Here is a 15,919-nt window from a genome sequence, read left to right on the forward strand (position 1 = left end):
ATCCGGCCCGGTGGCGGGCGGCGGATTTCGCTCAGCGCGAACCGCTGGGCTGGGCGGATGGTCTTGATCTCAACTTTTGTTGAGGTATTAGTGTCGGTGGTGCGGGGTTCGATGGATCCCGTGACCGGTGAGGAGCGGGGATGAGTATCGAATCCGTGGCGTGGAATCAGCTGTATCGGCAGATGAACGCGCCCACAGAGCAGCGACCGCTGCGGTTGGCCACTGCCCGGCGGATCCTCGCCTTCGCGCGGCCACACCATCGGCAGCTGGTGGCGTTCCTGGTATTCAGCATCGTGTCGGCGCTGCTGGCGGTGGCCACCCCGGTCCTGGCCGGGCGAGTGGTCGACGCCATCGTCGGGCACGGCGCGCCGCGCACGGTGATCACGCTCGCCGCGATCATCGCGGCGGTTGCGGTGCTGGATGCCGGCTTGGGGTTGGTGATCAGGTGGTTGTCGGCGCGCATCGGAGAGGGGCTCATCTTCGATCTGCGCACCGCGGTGTTCGATCACGTACAGAAGATGCCGATCGCGTTCTTCACGCGCACCCGGACCGGCGCACTGGTGAGCCGGCTCAACAATGACGTTATCGGGGCGCAACGCGCGTTCAGCACCACCCTGTCCGGGGTCGTCACCAACCTGGTCACCCTCGCGCTCACGCTGGCCGTGATGCTGCGGCTGTCGTGGCAGATCACGCTGCTCGCCCTGGTGCTGCTGCCGGTCTTCGTCGTCCCCGCCCGGCGCATGGGCGAGCGGCTGGCCGGCATCCAGCGCGAGGCGGCCGGGCTGAACGCCTCCATGAGCACCCAGATGACCGAGCGGTTCTCCGCGCCGGGCGCGACGCTGGTCAAACTGTTCGGCCGGCCGCGTCAGGAGTCCACGGAGTTCGGGCTGCGAGCCGGGCGGGTGCGCGATATCGGGGTGCGCACGGCCATGCTGCAGACGGTGTTCGTCACCGCGCTCACCCTGGTCTCGGCGCTGGCGCTGGCCCTGGTCTACGGGCTGGGCGGCTATCTGGCGCTGAAGGGTGAGCTGGAACCCGGTGCGGTGGTGGCCCTTTCGCTGCTGCTGACCCGGCTGTACTCGCCGCTCACCGCGCTGGCCAGCGCCCGGGTGGATGTGATGTCGGCGCTGGTGAGCTTCGAGCGGGTCTTCGAGGTGCTGGATCTGAAGCCGCTGATCGAGGATTCGCCGCTGGCCGTGCCGGTGCCCGCGGGCCCGGTGGCGGTGGAGCTGGACGGCGTCACCTTCGGCTACCCGTCGGCCGACAAGGTCTCGCTGGCCTCGCTGGAGGATGTGGCCACGCTCGACACCCGCGGCGGTGAGGAGGTGCTGCACGATGTCTCGCTGCGGGCCGAGCCCGGGCAGATGGTGGCGCTGGTCGGTTCCTCCGGGGCCGGGAAATCCACCATCGCGCAATTGGTCTCGCGGCTCTACGACGTGGACTCGGGTGCGGTGCTGCTGGGCGGCATGGATGTGCGCGAGCTGACCGGGCAGTCGATTCAGGACACCGTCGGCCTGGTCACCCAGGACGGGCACCTGTTCCACGACACCATTCGCGCCAATCTGCTGCTCGCCCGCCCCGCGGCCACCGAGGACGAGCTGTGGGATGCGCTGCAGCGCGCCCGGTTACGCGAGCTGATCGAGTCGCTGCCCGACGGCCTGGACACCGTGGTCGGTGAGCGCGGCTATCGGCTCTCCGGCGGGGAACGCCAGCGCCTGACCATTGCCCGGCTGCTGCTCAAGCAGCCGCGCGTGGTGATCCTGGACGAGGCCACCGCCTCGCTGGACTCCACCTCCGAGGCCGCGGTGCAGGAGGCGCTGGCCGAGGCCCTCGACGGCCGCACCGCCCTGGTCATCGCGCACCGGCTGTCCACCATCCGCAATGCCGACCAGATCCTGGTGCTCGAGCACGGCCGCATCGTGGAGCGCGGTACGCACACCGAACTGCTCGCCGCGGACGGCCGCTACACCGAGCTCTACCGCACCCAGTTCGCCGATTCCGGTGCCACGGTGACAGTCTGATCGGACCCGATGCTCGGCAGTCCGATCGGACCGGACACCTTGCCGGATCGGCAAAAGGATTCGAGCCGTCCGGGTGCGCGCCGATAGCGTCGGAGTATGAGCGCTCACTCACACGAACAGGCAAGCACGCACGGACATCCGCATTCCCGCGGCCACGAACATGGCCACGGCCACGGCCACACCCACGACGGGATCGACTGGGCGGCCATGGTCGACGATCTCCGGCGCGATGACGCCATGTCGGCCGACGCCAATGCCGAGATCGCGCGGCGGCTGGTCGCCCTGATCCCGGCCGGTGCGGAAGCGACCGTGCTGGACATCGGCGCGGGAGCGGGCGGCCAGAGTGTCGCGTTCGCGCGGGAACTGCTGGCCCGCGGCGGCGGGAGTCTGGTGATCGTGGACGCGGTGCCGGAGCTGCTCGAGGCGGCCCAGCAGGCCGTGAAGGTCGCGCTGGACGGGGACAATCGGGTGCGGGTGCGGACCGTGCACGCCGACGCTGCGGCCGCGGACTTCGGCGCCGGGATCCCGGCCGCGGATCTGGTGTGGGCCTCGCGCATGGTGCACCACCTGCCCGATCAGCAGGCGGGCACCGCGCGCCTGGCCGGGCTGCTGCGCCCGGGCGGCTGGCTGGCGCTGGCCGAGGGCGGGCTGTCGATGCGTTGCCTGCCTTGGGAACTCGGCGTCGGCGCGCCCGGACTCCAGGACCGGCTGCTGGCCCTGCGCGACGCGGGCTTCGCCCAGATGCGGGCCGACATCACCGCCGTGACCCCCATGCCCTACGGCTGGAATGTGGCGCTGAGCCGGGCCGGGCTGGCCGACGCGACCTCCTTCAGCGTGCTGATCGATCACCCCGCGCCGCCCGCGCCGGCCGTGCGCGAGAGCGTCGTCGCCTGGCTGGGCGGCTTGAGCGAGCGGGTCGGCGAACGCATCGGCGATGATGATCGGGCCACCCTGGCGGCACTGCTGGATCCGGCCGCCGACACGTTCATCGGTGCGCGCGAGGACATTTACATTCTCGGCGCCACCACGGTCTTCCTCGGCCGCCGCTAGCCGTCACCGCGACCGCGCGCGGGGCGGGTCCGCGTTCGGGCACGATCGTGATCTGGCCGTGCCCGAACCGACACCGTGTTGTGGCCGCAGCGGCCGCTCTGACCTCCCGAAATGCCGTGCTATGCGGCATAATTCGAGCTCCCATGGCATAACCCACAAGATCGTTTCACATGCCGGGGGAGGAGTTTCGGTGACCCGTACCAAGGAGCAGCGGCGCACGGCCGCGACCCGTGCCGACGATATCGAGCGCATGTTCGGCGCCCGCCGATATCAGCCCACCGCCGACACCCCTGCCATGGAACTACGGGTGACGAGCGGCACGAAACGCACCGACGACGACTGGATCGTCCCCAAACAGCTGGTGGCCGACTGTGTTTCGGGCAAGCTGGTGCTGGACTTCACCCGGGCCCGGTGCTCACGGCGGGAAATCGACATCCGGGTCGAGGCCGATGCCGGAACGATCGTGCTGATCGTGCCGCGCGGCTGGCGAGTCGACACGGACGGCGTGCAGCCGGGCGCCGGATCGGTGGCCAACCGGGTCAAGCTGCCGCGATTCCCGGGCGCGCCGCTGATCCGGGTCACGGGTGAGGTGGATACCGGTGCGGTGAAGGCGCGCTACGCCTACCGCTCGCCGCTCAGGTGGTTGCGCCGCTCCCGCTGACCGTTTCCGCAGTTCCCGGCATTTCGGGAGACCATGCGGTATGACGGAGGGGTGACGCGCTGGCTGCTGCACGTCGACCTCGACCAATTCCAGGCCGCGGTCGAGTTCCGGCGGCATCCGGAGCTGCGCGGGCAGCCGATCATCGTGGGCGGCAGCGGCGATCCGGCCGAACCCCGCAAGGTGGTGTCCTGCGCGTCCTATCCCGCCCGGGCCTTCGGGGTGCGGGCGGGCATGCCGCTGCGCACGGCCGCGCGGATCTGCCCCGACGGCGTCTTCCTGCCCCAGGACCTCGCCGGCTACGCCGAGGCGTCCGAGGAGATCATGGCGCTGCTGCGCACCTTCCCCGGCCGGGTCGAGGTGCTCGGTTTCGACGAGGCGTTCCTGGCGGTGGACACCGAGGATCCCGGGGAACTGGCGCGTGAGATCCGGTCCGCCATCGCGGAATTGGAGCTGACCTGCGCGGTCGGCATCGGGGACAACAAGACCCGGGCCAAGCTGGCCACCGGCTTCGCCAAGGCGGTCGGCAAGTCGGCGCGGTCGGCCGACGAGCCGCCGGCGGCGGACACCGGAACCGGAATCTTCCGGCTGACCAGGGACAACTGGGTCGAGCTGATGGCGCACCGGCCCACCTCCGCGCTCTGGGGCATCGGCGCGCGCATCGCGAAACGCCTGAGCGGCTTGGGGATCGAGACCGTGGCCGACCTGGCCGCCGCCGACCGGAAGGTGCTCGCGGCGGAGTTCGGTCCCAATACCGGGCCGTATCTGTGGGTGCTCGGGCACGGCGCGGGCGACACGGACATCGCCGAGCCGCGAGAACCGGTGGGCCACAGCCGATCCGAGACCTTCCCGCAGGATCTCACCGAACGCGCCGAGATCGATGCCGCGGTGGTGCGGCTGGCCACCCAGGTGGCCGAGGAGACCCTCGCGGCCGGGCGGGCCGTCGGGCGGGTCAGTGTCACGGTGCGCACCAAGACCTTCTTCACCCGGAGCAAGCAGCGGAAACTATCCACACCGACCACCGATGTGGACGAGATCGTGCAGACGGCGCTGGAAGTGCTGCACGCCTTCGAGCTGGATCGGCCCATCCGGTTGCTCGGGGTCCGGGTCGAATACGCCATGCTGTGATCCAGGTTCCACCCGACGGAAGGCACTCTCGCGATGAACGACTACGAGAACATCCTGTTCGAGCACGACGGCCCGATCGCCCGCATCACGCTGAACCGGCCCAATGCCGCCAATGGCATCGATCAGGCGCTCGCGGAGGAGCTGGAGCGCGCGGCCACCTACTGCTCGGAGGATCCCACCGTGAAGGTCGTGGTGCTGACCGCGGCCGGGCGGTTCTTCTCCGCGGGCGGCGACGTGCGGGCCATGGCCGCCAGCGCGGACACCGGGGCATTCATCGAGCAGCTGGCCGGGACCCTGCACCGGGCGGTGTCGGCGCTGGCGCGGATGGACGCGCTGCTCATCGTGGGCGTGAACGGCACCGCGGCCGGCGCGGGCATGAGCCTCGCGGTGGCCGGCGATCTGGTGGTCGCCGCCGAATCCGCCGCCTTCACCATGGCGTACACCAAGGTCGGCCTGAGCCCCGACGGCGGCGCGTCCTACTACCTGCCGCGGATCATCGGCCTGCGCAAGACCCAGGAGCTGATGCTCACCAACCGCACCCTGTCCGCCGCGGAGGCGCTGGAGTGGGGTCTGCTGCACCGGGTGGTGCCCGATGCCGAGCTGACCGGCGCCGTCGAGGCCCTGGCGCAGGAATTCGCCACCGGCCCCAAGGGATCCAACGCCAATGTGAAGAAGCTGCTGCTGGTGTCCTCGCGGCACACCCTCGAGGAGCAGCTGGACACCGAGGCGGCCTTCATCACCCGCTGCGCCGATTCCGCCGACGGGCAGGAGGGCATCGCCGCGTTCACCGGCAAGCGCGCACCGAAGTTCGCCTGAGGACAACGGGTTTCGCCCCCGGCCGAGATCGGGGGCGCGTGACGCCGGAGCTCTCGGTCCTCGAGTTCGCCGTCAGCCCTTGATGAAGTCGAGGATCTCGGCATTCACCTCGGCCGCGTGGGTGATGTAGAGACCGTCAGCGCGGCCACATCGGGGCGGTGATCGGTGGTGAACGCTTCGCGCTGCATGACCTGGATCGCGTACGGCGAGGCCGACAGGCAGCGCCTGATCTCCTCGTCGATGACCGCCTGCGTGACGCCCGGACGCAGGTGCGTGGCGAAATAGCCCTGGGACCGCTCGACGAACCACTTGGGCCGGTCGGTGCGCAGCTGCTCCAGCAGGCCCTCCAGCGCCTCGATCGGGATGCCGATCGGATTGTCGTCGGTGAGCATCATGAACGGAATCGCCGGGGCCAGCAGCGCGATTCGCGCCACCCGATCGGAACCGTGCCGGCTCAGGTAGCGCATTGGTGGTCTGGAAAGTCGGCATATCTGCTGCGCTCCTTCGCAATTCGATCGCTGATTCGACAATCGCAAAGCGCGGGAACGAAAGCGATTACCTCCCGGGTAACGGGTGCGATCGGTCCGGAAGGTGACGCGTCCGCGCAGGTGGCGACCTATGCTCTGGACATGGAGTTCCAGGCGATGGTGGCACACGAAACGGACAGTGGGATCGCCCTCATCCGGGAGGAGGTCGCCGACGACTTCCTCATGCCGGGCGACGTGACGATCAAGGTGCACTTCTCGAGCGCCAACTACAAGGACGGGCTGGCCATCACCCCGCGCGGCGGCGTGGTGCGGCAGTATCCGCTCATCCCCGGCATCGACCTCACCGGTGAGGTGGTGGCCTCCACCGATCCGGAATTCGCGCCCGGCGACCTGGTCGTCGCACACGGCTACGACATCGGCGTGGCCCACCACGGCGGGTTCGCCGAGTACGCACGGGTTCCGGCCGGGTGGGTGGTGAAGCTGGACGAGCTGACCCCGCGCGAGGCGGCGGCCATCGGCACCGCGGGCTACACCGCGGCCATGAGTGTGCAGGCGCTGCTCGACCGCGGTCTCACCCCCGACTCCGGTCCGGTGCTGGTCACCGGCGCGACCGGCGGCGTCGGCAGTGTGGCGGTGGACATCCTGGCCGGGCTCGGATTCGAGGTGGTGGCCTCCACCGGCAAACTCGGTGCGGGCGAACTGCTCACGGCGCTCGGCGCCGCCTCGGTCATCGGCCGCCAGCCGGGCGAGGGGGAGAAGCTGCGCGCGCTCGGCAAGGCGCAGTGGGCGGGCGCCGTCGACAGCGTGGGCGGAACCTCGCTGGCCCACATTCTGAGTACCGTCAAATACGGTGGCGCGGTGGCGGTCTCGGGCCTGACCGGCGGCTCCGACCTGCCCACCACGGTCATGCCCTTCATCCTGCGCGGCGTGTCCCTGATCGGTATCGACTCCGCGCACTTCCCGATCGCCCAGCGCCGTGAACTGTGGGCGCGGCTGGCCAAGGACCTGAAGCCCCGGCATCTGTCGCTGCTGGAGAATTTCGCACCCATCACCGAGGCGGAGTCGGTGCTGCGCGCCATCCTGGACGGAACCCACTCCGGCCGAACGATTCTCGGGGTCGCGGTCGAGTTCTAGCCGACGATCGCGCGCACGAGGTTGTGGTCGGACGCCCCGGCCACATCCTCGACCGCGACGCCGCGCACCGGCACGCCGCGCGTGACCACATGATCGATGAACTGGGATTTCGAACCGGCCGTCCGGGGCCGGGTGGGAACGGAATCCGGCGGGAATCCGGGGATGGTGAAGCCGGCGCCGAACGCGGCGGCGAGATCGTCCCGGCCGACATTGAAGTCACCGAGCAGGACTGCCGGGCCATCGCCGGCGACCGCGGCCAGGCGCTCGAACTGGCCGGCCCGGCGCCGGTCCCCGCTCACATGGGTGGCGATGATCAGAATGCCGTCGATCTCGGCCGCCAACAGCCCTTTTCCCGGATCGACCGCGTGCGGCTCCGCGGTGACGAACCGGCTCGGCCCGCGCACGATCAGCACGAGATGCTCTGAGCGATCCGCCAGGGTGCTGGGTACCCGGCGCGGGTTTGGAATGCGCGGGTAGTCGAGGACGTGAAAAGTCCGGTCGGGCAGCGCCTCCCGCAGGCTCGCCAGCTGATCGCCGCTGACCTCCTGGAGCGCGATGACCGCTTCGGGCCGGGCTGCGACGGCGGCGGTCACGACCGCGATCCGCTTCGCCTCCTGCGGCCAGCGCGCGGCCATCTCGCTGTCCCAGTTGTCGGCGTGGACGCGGTGCAGGACGTTCCAGGTGGCAATGGTGATCACCTACGCACCCTACGAGAAACCAACTGACCGTGCGGGTTTCGTTTCATGTGAAACAAAGGATATTCGCCGGTTGATTGCCAACTGGCCCTCTCTCGATAGTCGGTTCAGCCCTTGTTCGACATTCGGCTCAGCCCGGACCCGCGAGAACGTCCAGCGCCGCCGAGAGGTGGGGCAGCGCGGTCGGACCGTACGAGGCGGCGATCTCGGCTAGCGCCCGGGCCAGGTGCGGGGCGATGGTGGCAGCCGGCAGCAGCTCCTCGGCCAGCACGATGCCGCCCACCACGTGGGCCGCGCGAATCCGCTCGTCGGAGGTGACCTCGTAACGCCACGAACCGATCTGGACCCGCTCCGGCTCCGAGCGGAACCGAGATTTGCGAGGCGGTGTCCGGGTCACCCCGGGGACGCCCGCGAAGACGGTGAAGACCAGTCCGAGGCCGCCCGGGCCGCCGAGCGCGCCATCGATGGCGCGGGTGGCGGCCACGGTATCGAAATCGCTCACGAGTTCATGCCGAGGGTGAACTGCGGAATGATCGGGTCGCCGTCGCCGATGCGGCGGATGGCCGTGCCGGAGGCGTAGAACTCGACCGTGTGATATCCCCACGCGTAGTTGGAGATATCGACGCTGACGCCGGTGACGCCGTTCGCGCCGTCCCGTTCGGCCTCGGCCTGCATGCGGGACATGGCCAGCTCCCGGGCCTGATAGTTGCCCTGGGTCCACTGCGGCATCTCCATATTGCGGCCCATCTGGCTGAGCATCTGCCGGAAGCCCTGCACCGCCACGTGGAACACGCAGTTGCCCATGACGAAGGCGATCGGGGCGTAACCGGTGCGCATCAGCGTCACCATGTCCTGCCCCGAGAGGTGACTGGTGAAGGCCTGCCCGTTCGGCCGCCGATAGCTGCCCGGCGATTTCGCGAACCGCACCGCGGTCCCCACCGCGATGAACTCCAGATGCTCCATCGATTCCCCGTGCTGCCGCCACTCCAGCCGCACCCCCACCACCCCGTCGGCCTGGAGCGAGTCCGCCTCGGCCTGCATGCGCGACATGGCATTCCACCGCGCCCGATAGGTGGCCTCGGTCAGCACCGGCAACTCCTGCTGCTGCCGGATCCCGGTGAACTGGAACCCGACGTGATAGACGGACACGCCCATCACCAGGTCGATGGGTTCGAAGCCCGCCCCGTGCAGTAGCGCGAACTCGTTGACCGACAGATCCGAGGTGAAGATCCGGTTCGCGTGCGAAAGCCGCTCACCCGCGACCTGATCGAGCTGGTTCGGTTGATTCGGCTGACTGGGCTGGTTCGGTTGCATGTCGTTCGCCCTCCGTCGGATCCCCGGTGGACCCCTAACGAGGGTACGACCCGGTCAGGTTCGGAGCCTGCCGAAATGGCCGGGAGCCGTGCGTGTTTACAGAACACGCACGGCTCCCGTTCTCGCTACCTCAGGCGGTGGCGCTCAGCGCGCGGCCGTCGTAGGCCGGTTCGGCGACCGGCTCGATGGCGTAGGCCAGGATCTCGGCCACGTCGGCGACGGGGCGGACATCCAGGGCGGCCAGCACCTCGGCGGGGACCTCGTCCAGGTCCGGCTCGTTGCGGGCCGGGATGAACACGGTCTTCAGGCCGGCGCGCTGAGCGGCGAGCAGCTTCTGCTTCACGCCGCCGATCGGCAGCACCCGTCCGTTCAGCGTGACCTCGCCGGTCATGCCGACATCCGCGCGGACCTGGCGGCCCAGGGCCAGCGACACCAGGGCGGTGACCATGGTGACGCCCGCCGACGGACCGTCCTTCGGGACCGCGCCCGCCGGGAAGTGGATGTGGATATTGCGATCCAGCACCTTCGGCTCGATGCCGATCTCCTCCAGGTGGGAGCGGACGTAGGTCAGGGCGATCTGCGCGGACTCCTTCATGACGTCGCCCAGCTGACCGGTCAGGGTCAGCGAGCGGTCGCCCTCGGCGGCATTGGCCTCGATGTAGAGGACGTCGCCGCCCGCGCCGGTCACGGCCAGACCCGTCGCGACACCGGGGACCGCGGTGCGCTCGACCCCGTCGGGGGTGAAGCGCGGACGGCCCAGGTAGTCCTTCAGGTCACCCAGTCCGATCACCAGCTTGCCGGAACCGCCTGCGGCCGGACCGGATTCGGCGTCGTAGCCCAGCTCGCGGTCGTAGCCCAAGCCCTCCGGCACGAATTCGCCCTTGCTGACCAGGCTTTCGGTCTCGGCGATGTCCGCCGACTCCGACAGCTTGGTCGCCGCCTTGCGCAGCGCCTTGGCGATCAGCCGCTCCATCTGCCGCACCCCGGCTTCCCGGGTGTAGTTCGCGGCGACCTCGCGCAGCGCCTCGTCCGTGATCGAGACCTCCTCGGCGGTCAGGGCATTGCGCTCCAGCTGCCGCGGGATCAGGAAGTCGCGGGCGATGGCCACCTTGTCGGCCTCGGTGTAGCCGTCCACGGTGATCAGTTCCATGCGGTCCAGCAGCGGGCCGGGAATCGTCTCCATGACGTTCGCGGTCGCGATGAACAGCACGTCCGACAGGTCCAGATCCAGGTCCAGGTAGTGGTCGCGGAAGGTGTGGTTCTGCGCCGGGTCCAGGACCTCCAGCAGAGCCGCCGCGGGATCGCCGCGGAAGTCCGAGCCGACCTTGTCGATCTCGTCCAGCAGGACAACGGGATTCATCGATCCCGCCTCCTTCATGGCACGCACGATGCGGCCGGGCAGCGCGCCCACGTAGGTGCGCCGGTGACCGCGGATCTCGGCCTCGTCGCGCACGCCGCCCAGGGCGACGCGAACGAACTTGCGGCCCAGGGCCCGTGCCACCGATTCACCCAGCGAGGTCTTGCCGACGCCGGGCGGACCGACCAGCACCAGCACCGCGCCGGAACCGCGACCGCCGACGACCTCCAGGCCGCGCGCGGCCCGGCGGGAACGGACGGCCAGGTACTCGACCATGCGGTCCTTGACCTCGTCCAGGCCGTGGTGATCGGCGTCGAGCACCGCGCGAGCGGCCGAAACATCCGTGGAATCAGTGGTTTTCACGTTCCAGGGCAGTTCCAGGACGGTGTCCAGCCAGGTGCGGATCCAGCCCGTCTCCGGGCTCTGATCGCTGGAACGCTCCAGTCGACCGACCTCGCGCAGAGCCGCCTCGCGGATGTCGCTGGGCAGGTCGGCGTTCTCGACGCGGGTGCGGTAGTCCTCCGCGCCGTCCGGCTCGTCCTCGCCCAGCTCCTTGCGAATCGCGTTGAGCTGCTGGCGCAGCAGGAACTCGCGCTGCTGCTTCTCCAGCCCCTCGCGCACGTCCTCGCTGATCTTCTCGCTGACCTCGGTCTCGGCGATGTGCTGAGTGGTCCACTCGATCAGCTTGGTCAGCCGCGCGAAAGTATCCGGGGTGTCCAGGATTTCGCGCTTCTGCTCGTTGCTGAGGTAGGACGCCCAGCCGGCCGCGTCGGCCAGCGTGGACGGATCGTTCATCTGATTGACCGCGTCGATGACCTGCCAGGCCTCACGGCGCTGCAGGACCGACACGACCAGCTTCTTGTATTCGGCCGCAAGCTCTTTGGTGCGTCCGTCGGCGGCCGGAATCTCGACCGGTTCGGCCTCGACCCAGAGCGCCGCACCCGGCCCGGTCACGCCGTGGCCGATCTTGGCCCGGCTCTCCGCCTTCAGCACCGCCGCGGGAGCGCCGCCGCGCATCCGGCCGACCTGTTCGATGGTGGCCACGACGCCGTAGGTGGCGTACCCCTCATCGAGGCGCGGCGCGACCAGCACCTGGTTGACCTTGCCCGCGCGGGCGGCATCGATGGCGGCCTGCGACGACTCGTCCAGCTCGATCGGCACGACCATGCCGGGGAGCACGATCGGATCGGTCAGGAACAGGACCGGCAGGTTCGTTGGTGTAGTCACGTCTTCGACCCCTTCCAAGGTTGAGCGTTACCTACTCAACCCGGGGGGTATACCGATTGTTCCGGACCGATGTTCGCCGGGGGCGAACATGCTGTGGGTCTCCCGGACGCGGCCGCAGCGGGTCGAAACGTCGCCCCCGGGTACCGGTTCAACCGAGTCAGCGCCCGTCCGGCGCGGCCGAGCCTCCGAGCTGGGCCATGATCTGCTCGGGGGTGGCTCCGAATCGGGCTGCCTGCGCGAGCATTTCGGCCGGCGGAGTGAACAGGATCATGCTCGGGGTGTAGGTCCCGTCGATGCGCGCCAGCAGATATCGCGCCGCGCCCGACACGTATTCCCCGTTGGACTGCGCGGCCGCGTCGATGGCCGCGCGGTGCGGACCGATCTGCGCATCGGAGAGAGCCGTCAGCGCCGAGAGCGCTTCGAGCCGGACCGGCCGTGGCTGCGCGGCATCCAGGTACCCGGCCAGGCGGGTGACCGCGTCGGCATCCTCCGCGTAGCGTGCCAGGGTCTCCAGGCTGGGGATCATGACGAACGGATCGGGCTCGCTCGCAACGAGACTCCGCAACCGGGACGCGATCTTCTCGTCGATCGCACCTGCGGCGAGAATGCCGATGGCAGCCCAGCGGCGCACGGTGGCATCGCGATCATCGAGCGCGGCGACGAATACCGCCGCGCTGCCTGGACGTTGTTCCGTGACCGCGTCGGCGATGTCGAGCACTCGTTCGAGCGGGTAGGCGCCGGGTACGCGGCTGGCGTCGTAGCCCTCGTGCGGTGAGCCTTCGGGCAGAAACCCGTTGTCGTGGACCGCGAGAAGGTGCGCGCGCAACGCTGTCGCGAGCCGGTTCTCCACTCCGGCGTACTGCGGGTCACCGGCCAGATTCCGCACCTGATCCGGATCAGTCTCGGTGTCGTACAACTCGATACCCGGTTTCGCCTTCCAGAAGACGGATTGGACGGCGTCGAGTCGTCCCGCGAGATGCTCTGTCTCCCAGGACTGATAACCGGCCGCGATCCACGCGAACGGCTGATGCCGGCCATAGGGCCGATGCGGGTGATAGTTGCGGACATAGCGGTATCGCTCGTCGCGGACGCTGCGGATGAGGTCGTACCGCTCATCCATCCGGCCGCGGCCCCCGAACGCGAGTGACGTGTAGGGGTCGAACTCGGTACGCGCCAGGCTGTTTCCGCGCATGTGCGCGGGCAGCCGGGCACCGGCCAGATCGATCACGGTGGCCGGAATTCTGTCGGTGGTGACGGCCGCGCCGACGCGAGTGCCCGGGGCAGGGAAAAGCCCTCGATAGGGCTGGGGCGCCCGGATGATGAGCGGGACCTGCAGTCCTTCGTCGTAGCAGAAGCGTTTCGACCGCGGATTGACACCGCCGTGGTCCGAGGTGTGGATGACGATCGTCGTATCGGCTAGTCCGTCCTCGTTCAGCTGGGCGAGCAGATCACCGACGAAGGCGTCCATCGCGTCGATATTGTCGTAGTAGCGGGCGATATCGCCTCTGATCTCGGGGGTGTCCGGAAGATAGGCGGGCACGCGGACGAAATCGGGGTCGACCCGAGCGGGCGCGGTCCGCCGGAACACCGAACTCTCGTGCGTGCCATCGAAATTGAACACCGCCAGGAACGGCGTGCCCGGCGCGCGGTTGCGCCAGTGCGCGGTGCGGGACGACTCGTCCCAGATCACATCCGGATCTACGTCGGAGTTGTAGTCGGTCTTGGCGTTGTTCGTGCAGTAGTAGCCCCGCTCGCGCAGGATTTCCGGATAGGTGCGCAGCCAGGACGGCATCGGCGCGGTGGCGCGCATGTGGTTGGCCGGCGCGTGGCTTTCCGGGCGCAGACCGGTCAGCATGGCGAACCGGGAAGGGGCGCAGACCGGGCTGACGCTGAACGCGTGCTCGAACAGCACGCCCTCGCCGGCCAGCCGGTCGAGGTTCGGGGTCCGGGCCAGTTCGTCGCCGTAGCAGCCGAATCGCGGCGGGCAGTCTTCGCTGACGATCCAGAGGATGTTGGGCCGGTCGTCGAGTGGCATTGGGGTCCTTCCGGGGGAGCGGGATCCGCAGGCGGAAACAGTGACGGATCCCCGATTATTCCACAAGTGGAATAAGACAGGCGTTGGTCCGGCAGGCGGCTCGCGGTCAGCCGGCCGGGTTGGGCGGCAGCGAAGGCGCGCTGGTTCCGGTCCGTTCGCCGATGACCGGGGGCCGGCTTCCGCGCATGACGAGTGCGAGGACGAGCGCGGCGAGGGCAGTCGCGGTGGCGAACCAGAATCCGAGCTCGAAGCCTTGGTCACCGAACACCTTGGGAATCGGGCTGAGCTGCGGCGGCCGTCCGGCGACTCGCACACTGGCCGACATCGGGTGGGCCGCGGCGAAAGCGGTGACGACGGCGACGCCGATGGCCGTGCCCACGCCCTGGACGAGGCTGAACACGCCGAAGCCGACGCAGGTCTGCTCCTGCGGCACCGTCTGGGCGACGAGAACCGCAGCGGCCGTGTAAAAGAAGCCGAGCGCCGAGCCGAAGGCCGCGTTGGTGACGGTGAGGATGTCCCAGGTATGCAGTCCGACGGCCTCGATGAGGCCGATCACGGCGAACACCGCCGCCGCGGACAGCAGCGGGAGCCTGGCCCCGAACTTGCGCGCCACGATCGCGCCGATCACGCCGAAGGCGATCGTGATGACGCCCTGCAGCACCGCGATGCGCAGGGCGTAGTCGTGTGAACTGAATCCGCTGCTGTAACTGAAGCCGGGGATGAGGCTCACCTGCACGGCTTCGGGTGGCAGGCGCACGCCGCTCGCCTGGGCGACCTTTGCGAGAGTGCTTGCGACGATGCCGTTTTCGATCGTGCCCGGGCTGGGCGTGCGAGCCATATAGGTGATCGCGTACGTCTGGACGCCGATCATGCAGGACGCGAGCAATCCCACCGCCAGGAGCAGGCCGAAGCGAGGCTGGAACAACACGCGCGGATCGATGAGCGGCGTGCTCGCACGCCGTAGGGCGAGAACGAACAATGCCAGCAATGCCAGTCCGCAGGCCAGCCCGGCCACGCTCGCAGGTCTGGTCCACCCCCACACCTGGCCCCGGTCGACATAGACGATCACGAGTGCGGCGCCGAAGGTGAGCAGGACCGCGCCGGTGAAGCCGAGACGCTGGCGCGCAATCGGTTTCGAATCCGGTACGAACACCGCAACCAGCGCGATCATCACCGTCATGAATCCCAGCGACAGCCAGAACGCCGCTCGCCAGCCGTGGGCTCGGGTCAGCCAGCCGCCGACCAGCGGGGCGAAGGCCGTGGCGAACCCGAATCCGGCTGCGATCGCGCCGAACCCGAGGGCCATGTGCTTGCGCGGCAGGAGATCCCGGACCAGACCGTAGGCGAGGACCGCATTGGCAACAGCAAAAGATTGCAGGCAGCGGCCGAACAGGAAGACCGCCCAGCTGTCGGCGAGCGCGCAGACCAGGCAACCCGCCGCAAAGAGCGCACCGCACGTCACGAACGTCCGCTTCATCCCCCACACATCGCCGATCCTGCCGATCAGCGGTGCGGCGGCGGCCCCGACCAGGCCGGACATGATGATCATCCAGGCGATATTCGTGCCGCTGCCCGGGAATGAGGCCGCGATCTTCTCCAGCGCGGTCGCGGCCATCGTCGTCTGGATCGGCGCGATCTCACTGAACAGGACAATGAGGACCACCGCCGTGAACATTCGGGCCCGGGAAACGCCGGTGGGCCGGCCGGTCACCGCAGGGGATTGCGGCGGATCGGCAGCGCCGGCCGGGTCGATGGTGGGAGTTGTGGACATACCAACCCCTTTCGGGAATTCAACTGACGACAGACGCGTGACATCACGCCGCGGGTGCGGTTATCGGGATGGTCGCGCTGCGAATCGCGCTCATGTCGTCTCGACGAACTCAACTACTCCACAAGTTGAGTGGGTGAAGTATGACACAAGTGGAATATCGAGTTGGTGAATTCGCACTTTTGCGGGGACCCCGCGTCCAGGTGACCGATGTGCCATGCAGCTGCC

13 protein-coding genes are annotated in these 15,919 nt (G+C 69.0%); 6 read left to right on the forward strand and 7 right to left on the reverse strand.

All coding sequences use genetic code 11. The features are described 5' to 3' along the window. Positions 1–140 precede the first annotated feature (140 nt). From ACFXHE_RS18285 to ACFXHE_RS18305, 5 genes are all read left to right on the forward strand, one after another. Positions 141–2,021, forward strand: a complete 1,881-nt coding sequence (locus ACFXHE_RS18285) for an ABC transporter ATP-binding protein (protein ID WP_379384434.1) — start codon at positions 141–143, stop codon at positions 2,019–2,021. Between the two features lie 96 nt (positions 2,022–2,117). Beyond that, a complete protein-coding gene (locus ACFXHE_RS18290; protein ID WP_379384436.1) occupies positions 2,118–3,071 on the forward strand; it encodes a class I SAM-dependent methyltransferase in 954 nt (317 codons plus the stop codon). 190 nt (positions 3,072–3,261) lie between these two features. Continuing rightward, on the forward strand, positions 3,262–3,732 hold the full coding sequence (locus ACFXHE_RS18295) for a hypothetical protein (RefSeq protein WP_379384438.1): 471 nt from the start codon (positions 3,262–3,264) through the stop codon (positions 3,730–3,732). 51 nt (positions 3,733–3,783) lie between these two features. Beyond that, positions 3,784–4,857, forward strand: a complete 1,074-nt coding sequence (locus ACFXHE_RS18300; protein WP_379384760.1) for a DNA polymerase IV — start codon at positions 3,784–3,786, stop codon at positions 4,855–4,857. A 33-nt stretch (positions 4,858–4,890) separates the two neighbouring features. Next, complete coding sequence (locus ACFXHE_RS18305) at positions 4,891–5,673, forward strand: enoyl-CoA hydratase/isomerase family protein (protein ID WP_379384440.1); 783 nt, start codon at positions 4,891–4,893, stop codon at positions 5,671–5,673. Between the two features lie 104 nt (positions 5,674–5,777). On the opposite strand, the gene ACFXHE_RS18310 is transcribed toward ACFXHE_RS18305, so the two are convergent. Beyond that, on the reverse strand, positions 5,778–6,140 hold the full coding sequence (locus ACFXHE_RS18310; protein WP_379384442.1) for a hypothetical protein: 363 nt from the start codon (positions 6,138–6,140) through the stop codon (positions 5,778–5,780). Positions 6,141–6,302: 162 nt separating this feature from the next. Between ACFXHE_RS18310 and ACFXHE_RS18315 the strand changes: the two genes are divergently transcribed. Beyond that, entirely contained in the window at positions 6,303–7,295 is a 993-nt protein-coding gene (locus ACFXHE_RS18315) for an oxidoreductase (protein ID WP_379384762.1), read from the forward strand. Here the strand turns inward: ACFXHE_RS18315 and ACFXHE_RS18320 are convergent. From ACFXHE_RS18320 to ACFXHE_RS18345, 6 genes are all read right to left on the reverse strand, one after another. After that, positions 7,292–7,993, reverse strand: coding sequence for an endonuclease/exonuclease/phosphatase family protein (locus ACFXHE_RS18320; protein ID WP_379384443.1), 702 nt, complete (start codon positions 7,991–7,993; stop codon positions 7,292–7,294). The two genes, ACFXHE_RS18315 and ACFXHE_RS18320, sit on opposite strands and share 4 nt — an antisense overlap. Before the next feature lie 127 nt (positions 7,994–8,120). Next, the gene (locus ACFXHE_RS18325; RefSeq protein WP_379384445.1) at positions 8,121–8,492 is read right to left on the reverse strand and encodes a DUF5073 family protein; all 372 of its coding nucleotides are present in this window, start codon (positions 8,490–8,492) and stop codon (positions 8,121–8,123) included. Continuing rightward, the gene (locus tag ACFXHE_RS18330; RefSeq protein ID WP_379384447.1) at positions 8,489–9,304 is read right to left on the reverse strand and encodes a heavy metal-binding domain-containing protein; all 816 of its coding nucleotides are present in this window, start codon (positions 9,302–9,304) and stop codon (positions 8,489–8,491) included. The genes ACFXHE_RS18325 and ACFXHE_RS18330 overlap by 4 nt, the downstream gene beginning before the upstream one ends. A 130-nt stretch (positions 9,305–9,434) precedes the next feature. Next, positions 9,435–11,888 (reverse strand): endopeptidase La, encoded by a 2,454-nt coding sequence (gene lon, locus ACFXHE_RS18335; protein ID WP_379384449.1) that lies wholly within the window; start codon positions 11,886–11,888, stop codon positions 9,435–9,437. A gap of 157 nt (positions 11,889–12,045) precedes the next feature. Beyond that, entirely contained in the window at positions 12,046–13,923 is a 1,878-nt protein-coding gene (locus tag ACFXHE_RS18340; RefSeq protein WP_379384451.1) for a sulfatase-like hydrolase/transferase, read from the reverse strand. A gap of 106 nt (positions 13,924–14,029) precedes the next feature. Further along, positions 14,030–15,694, reverse strand: coding sequence for an MFS transporter (locus ACFXHE_RS18345; RefSeq protein WP_379384453.1), 1,665 nt, complete (start codon positions 15,692–15,694; stop codon positions 14,030–14,032). Between the last annotated feature and the right edge of the window lie 225 nt (positions 15,695–15,919).

Source organism: Nocardia sp. NPDC059229 (genome assembly GCF_042754165.1).
Lineage (GTDB): Bacteria > Actinomycetota > Actinomycetes > Mycobacteriales > Mycobacteriaceae > Nocardia.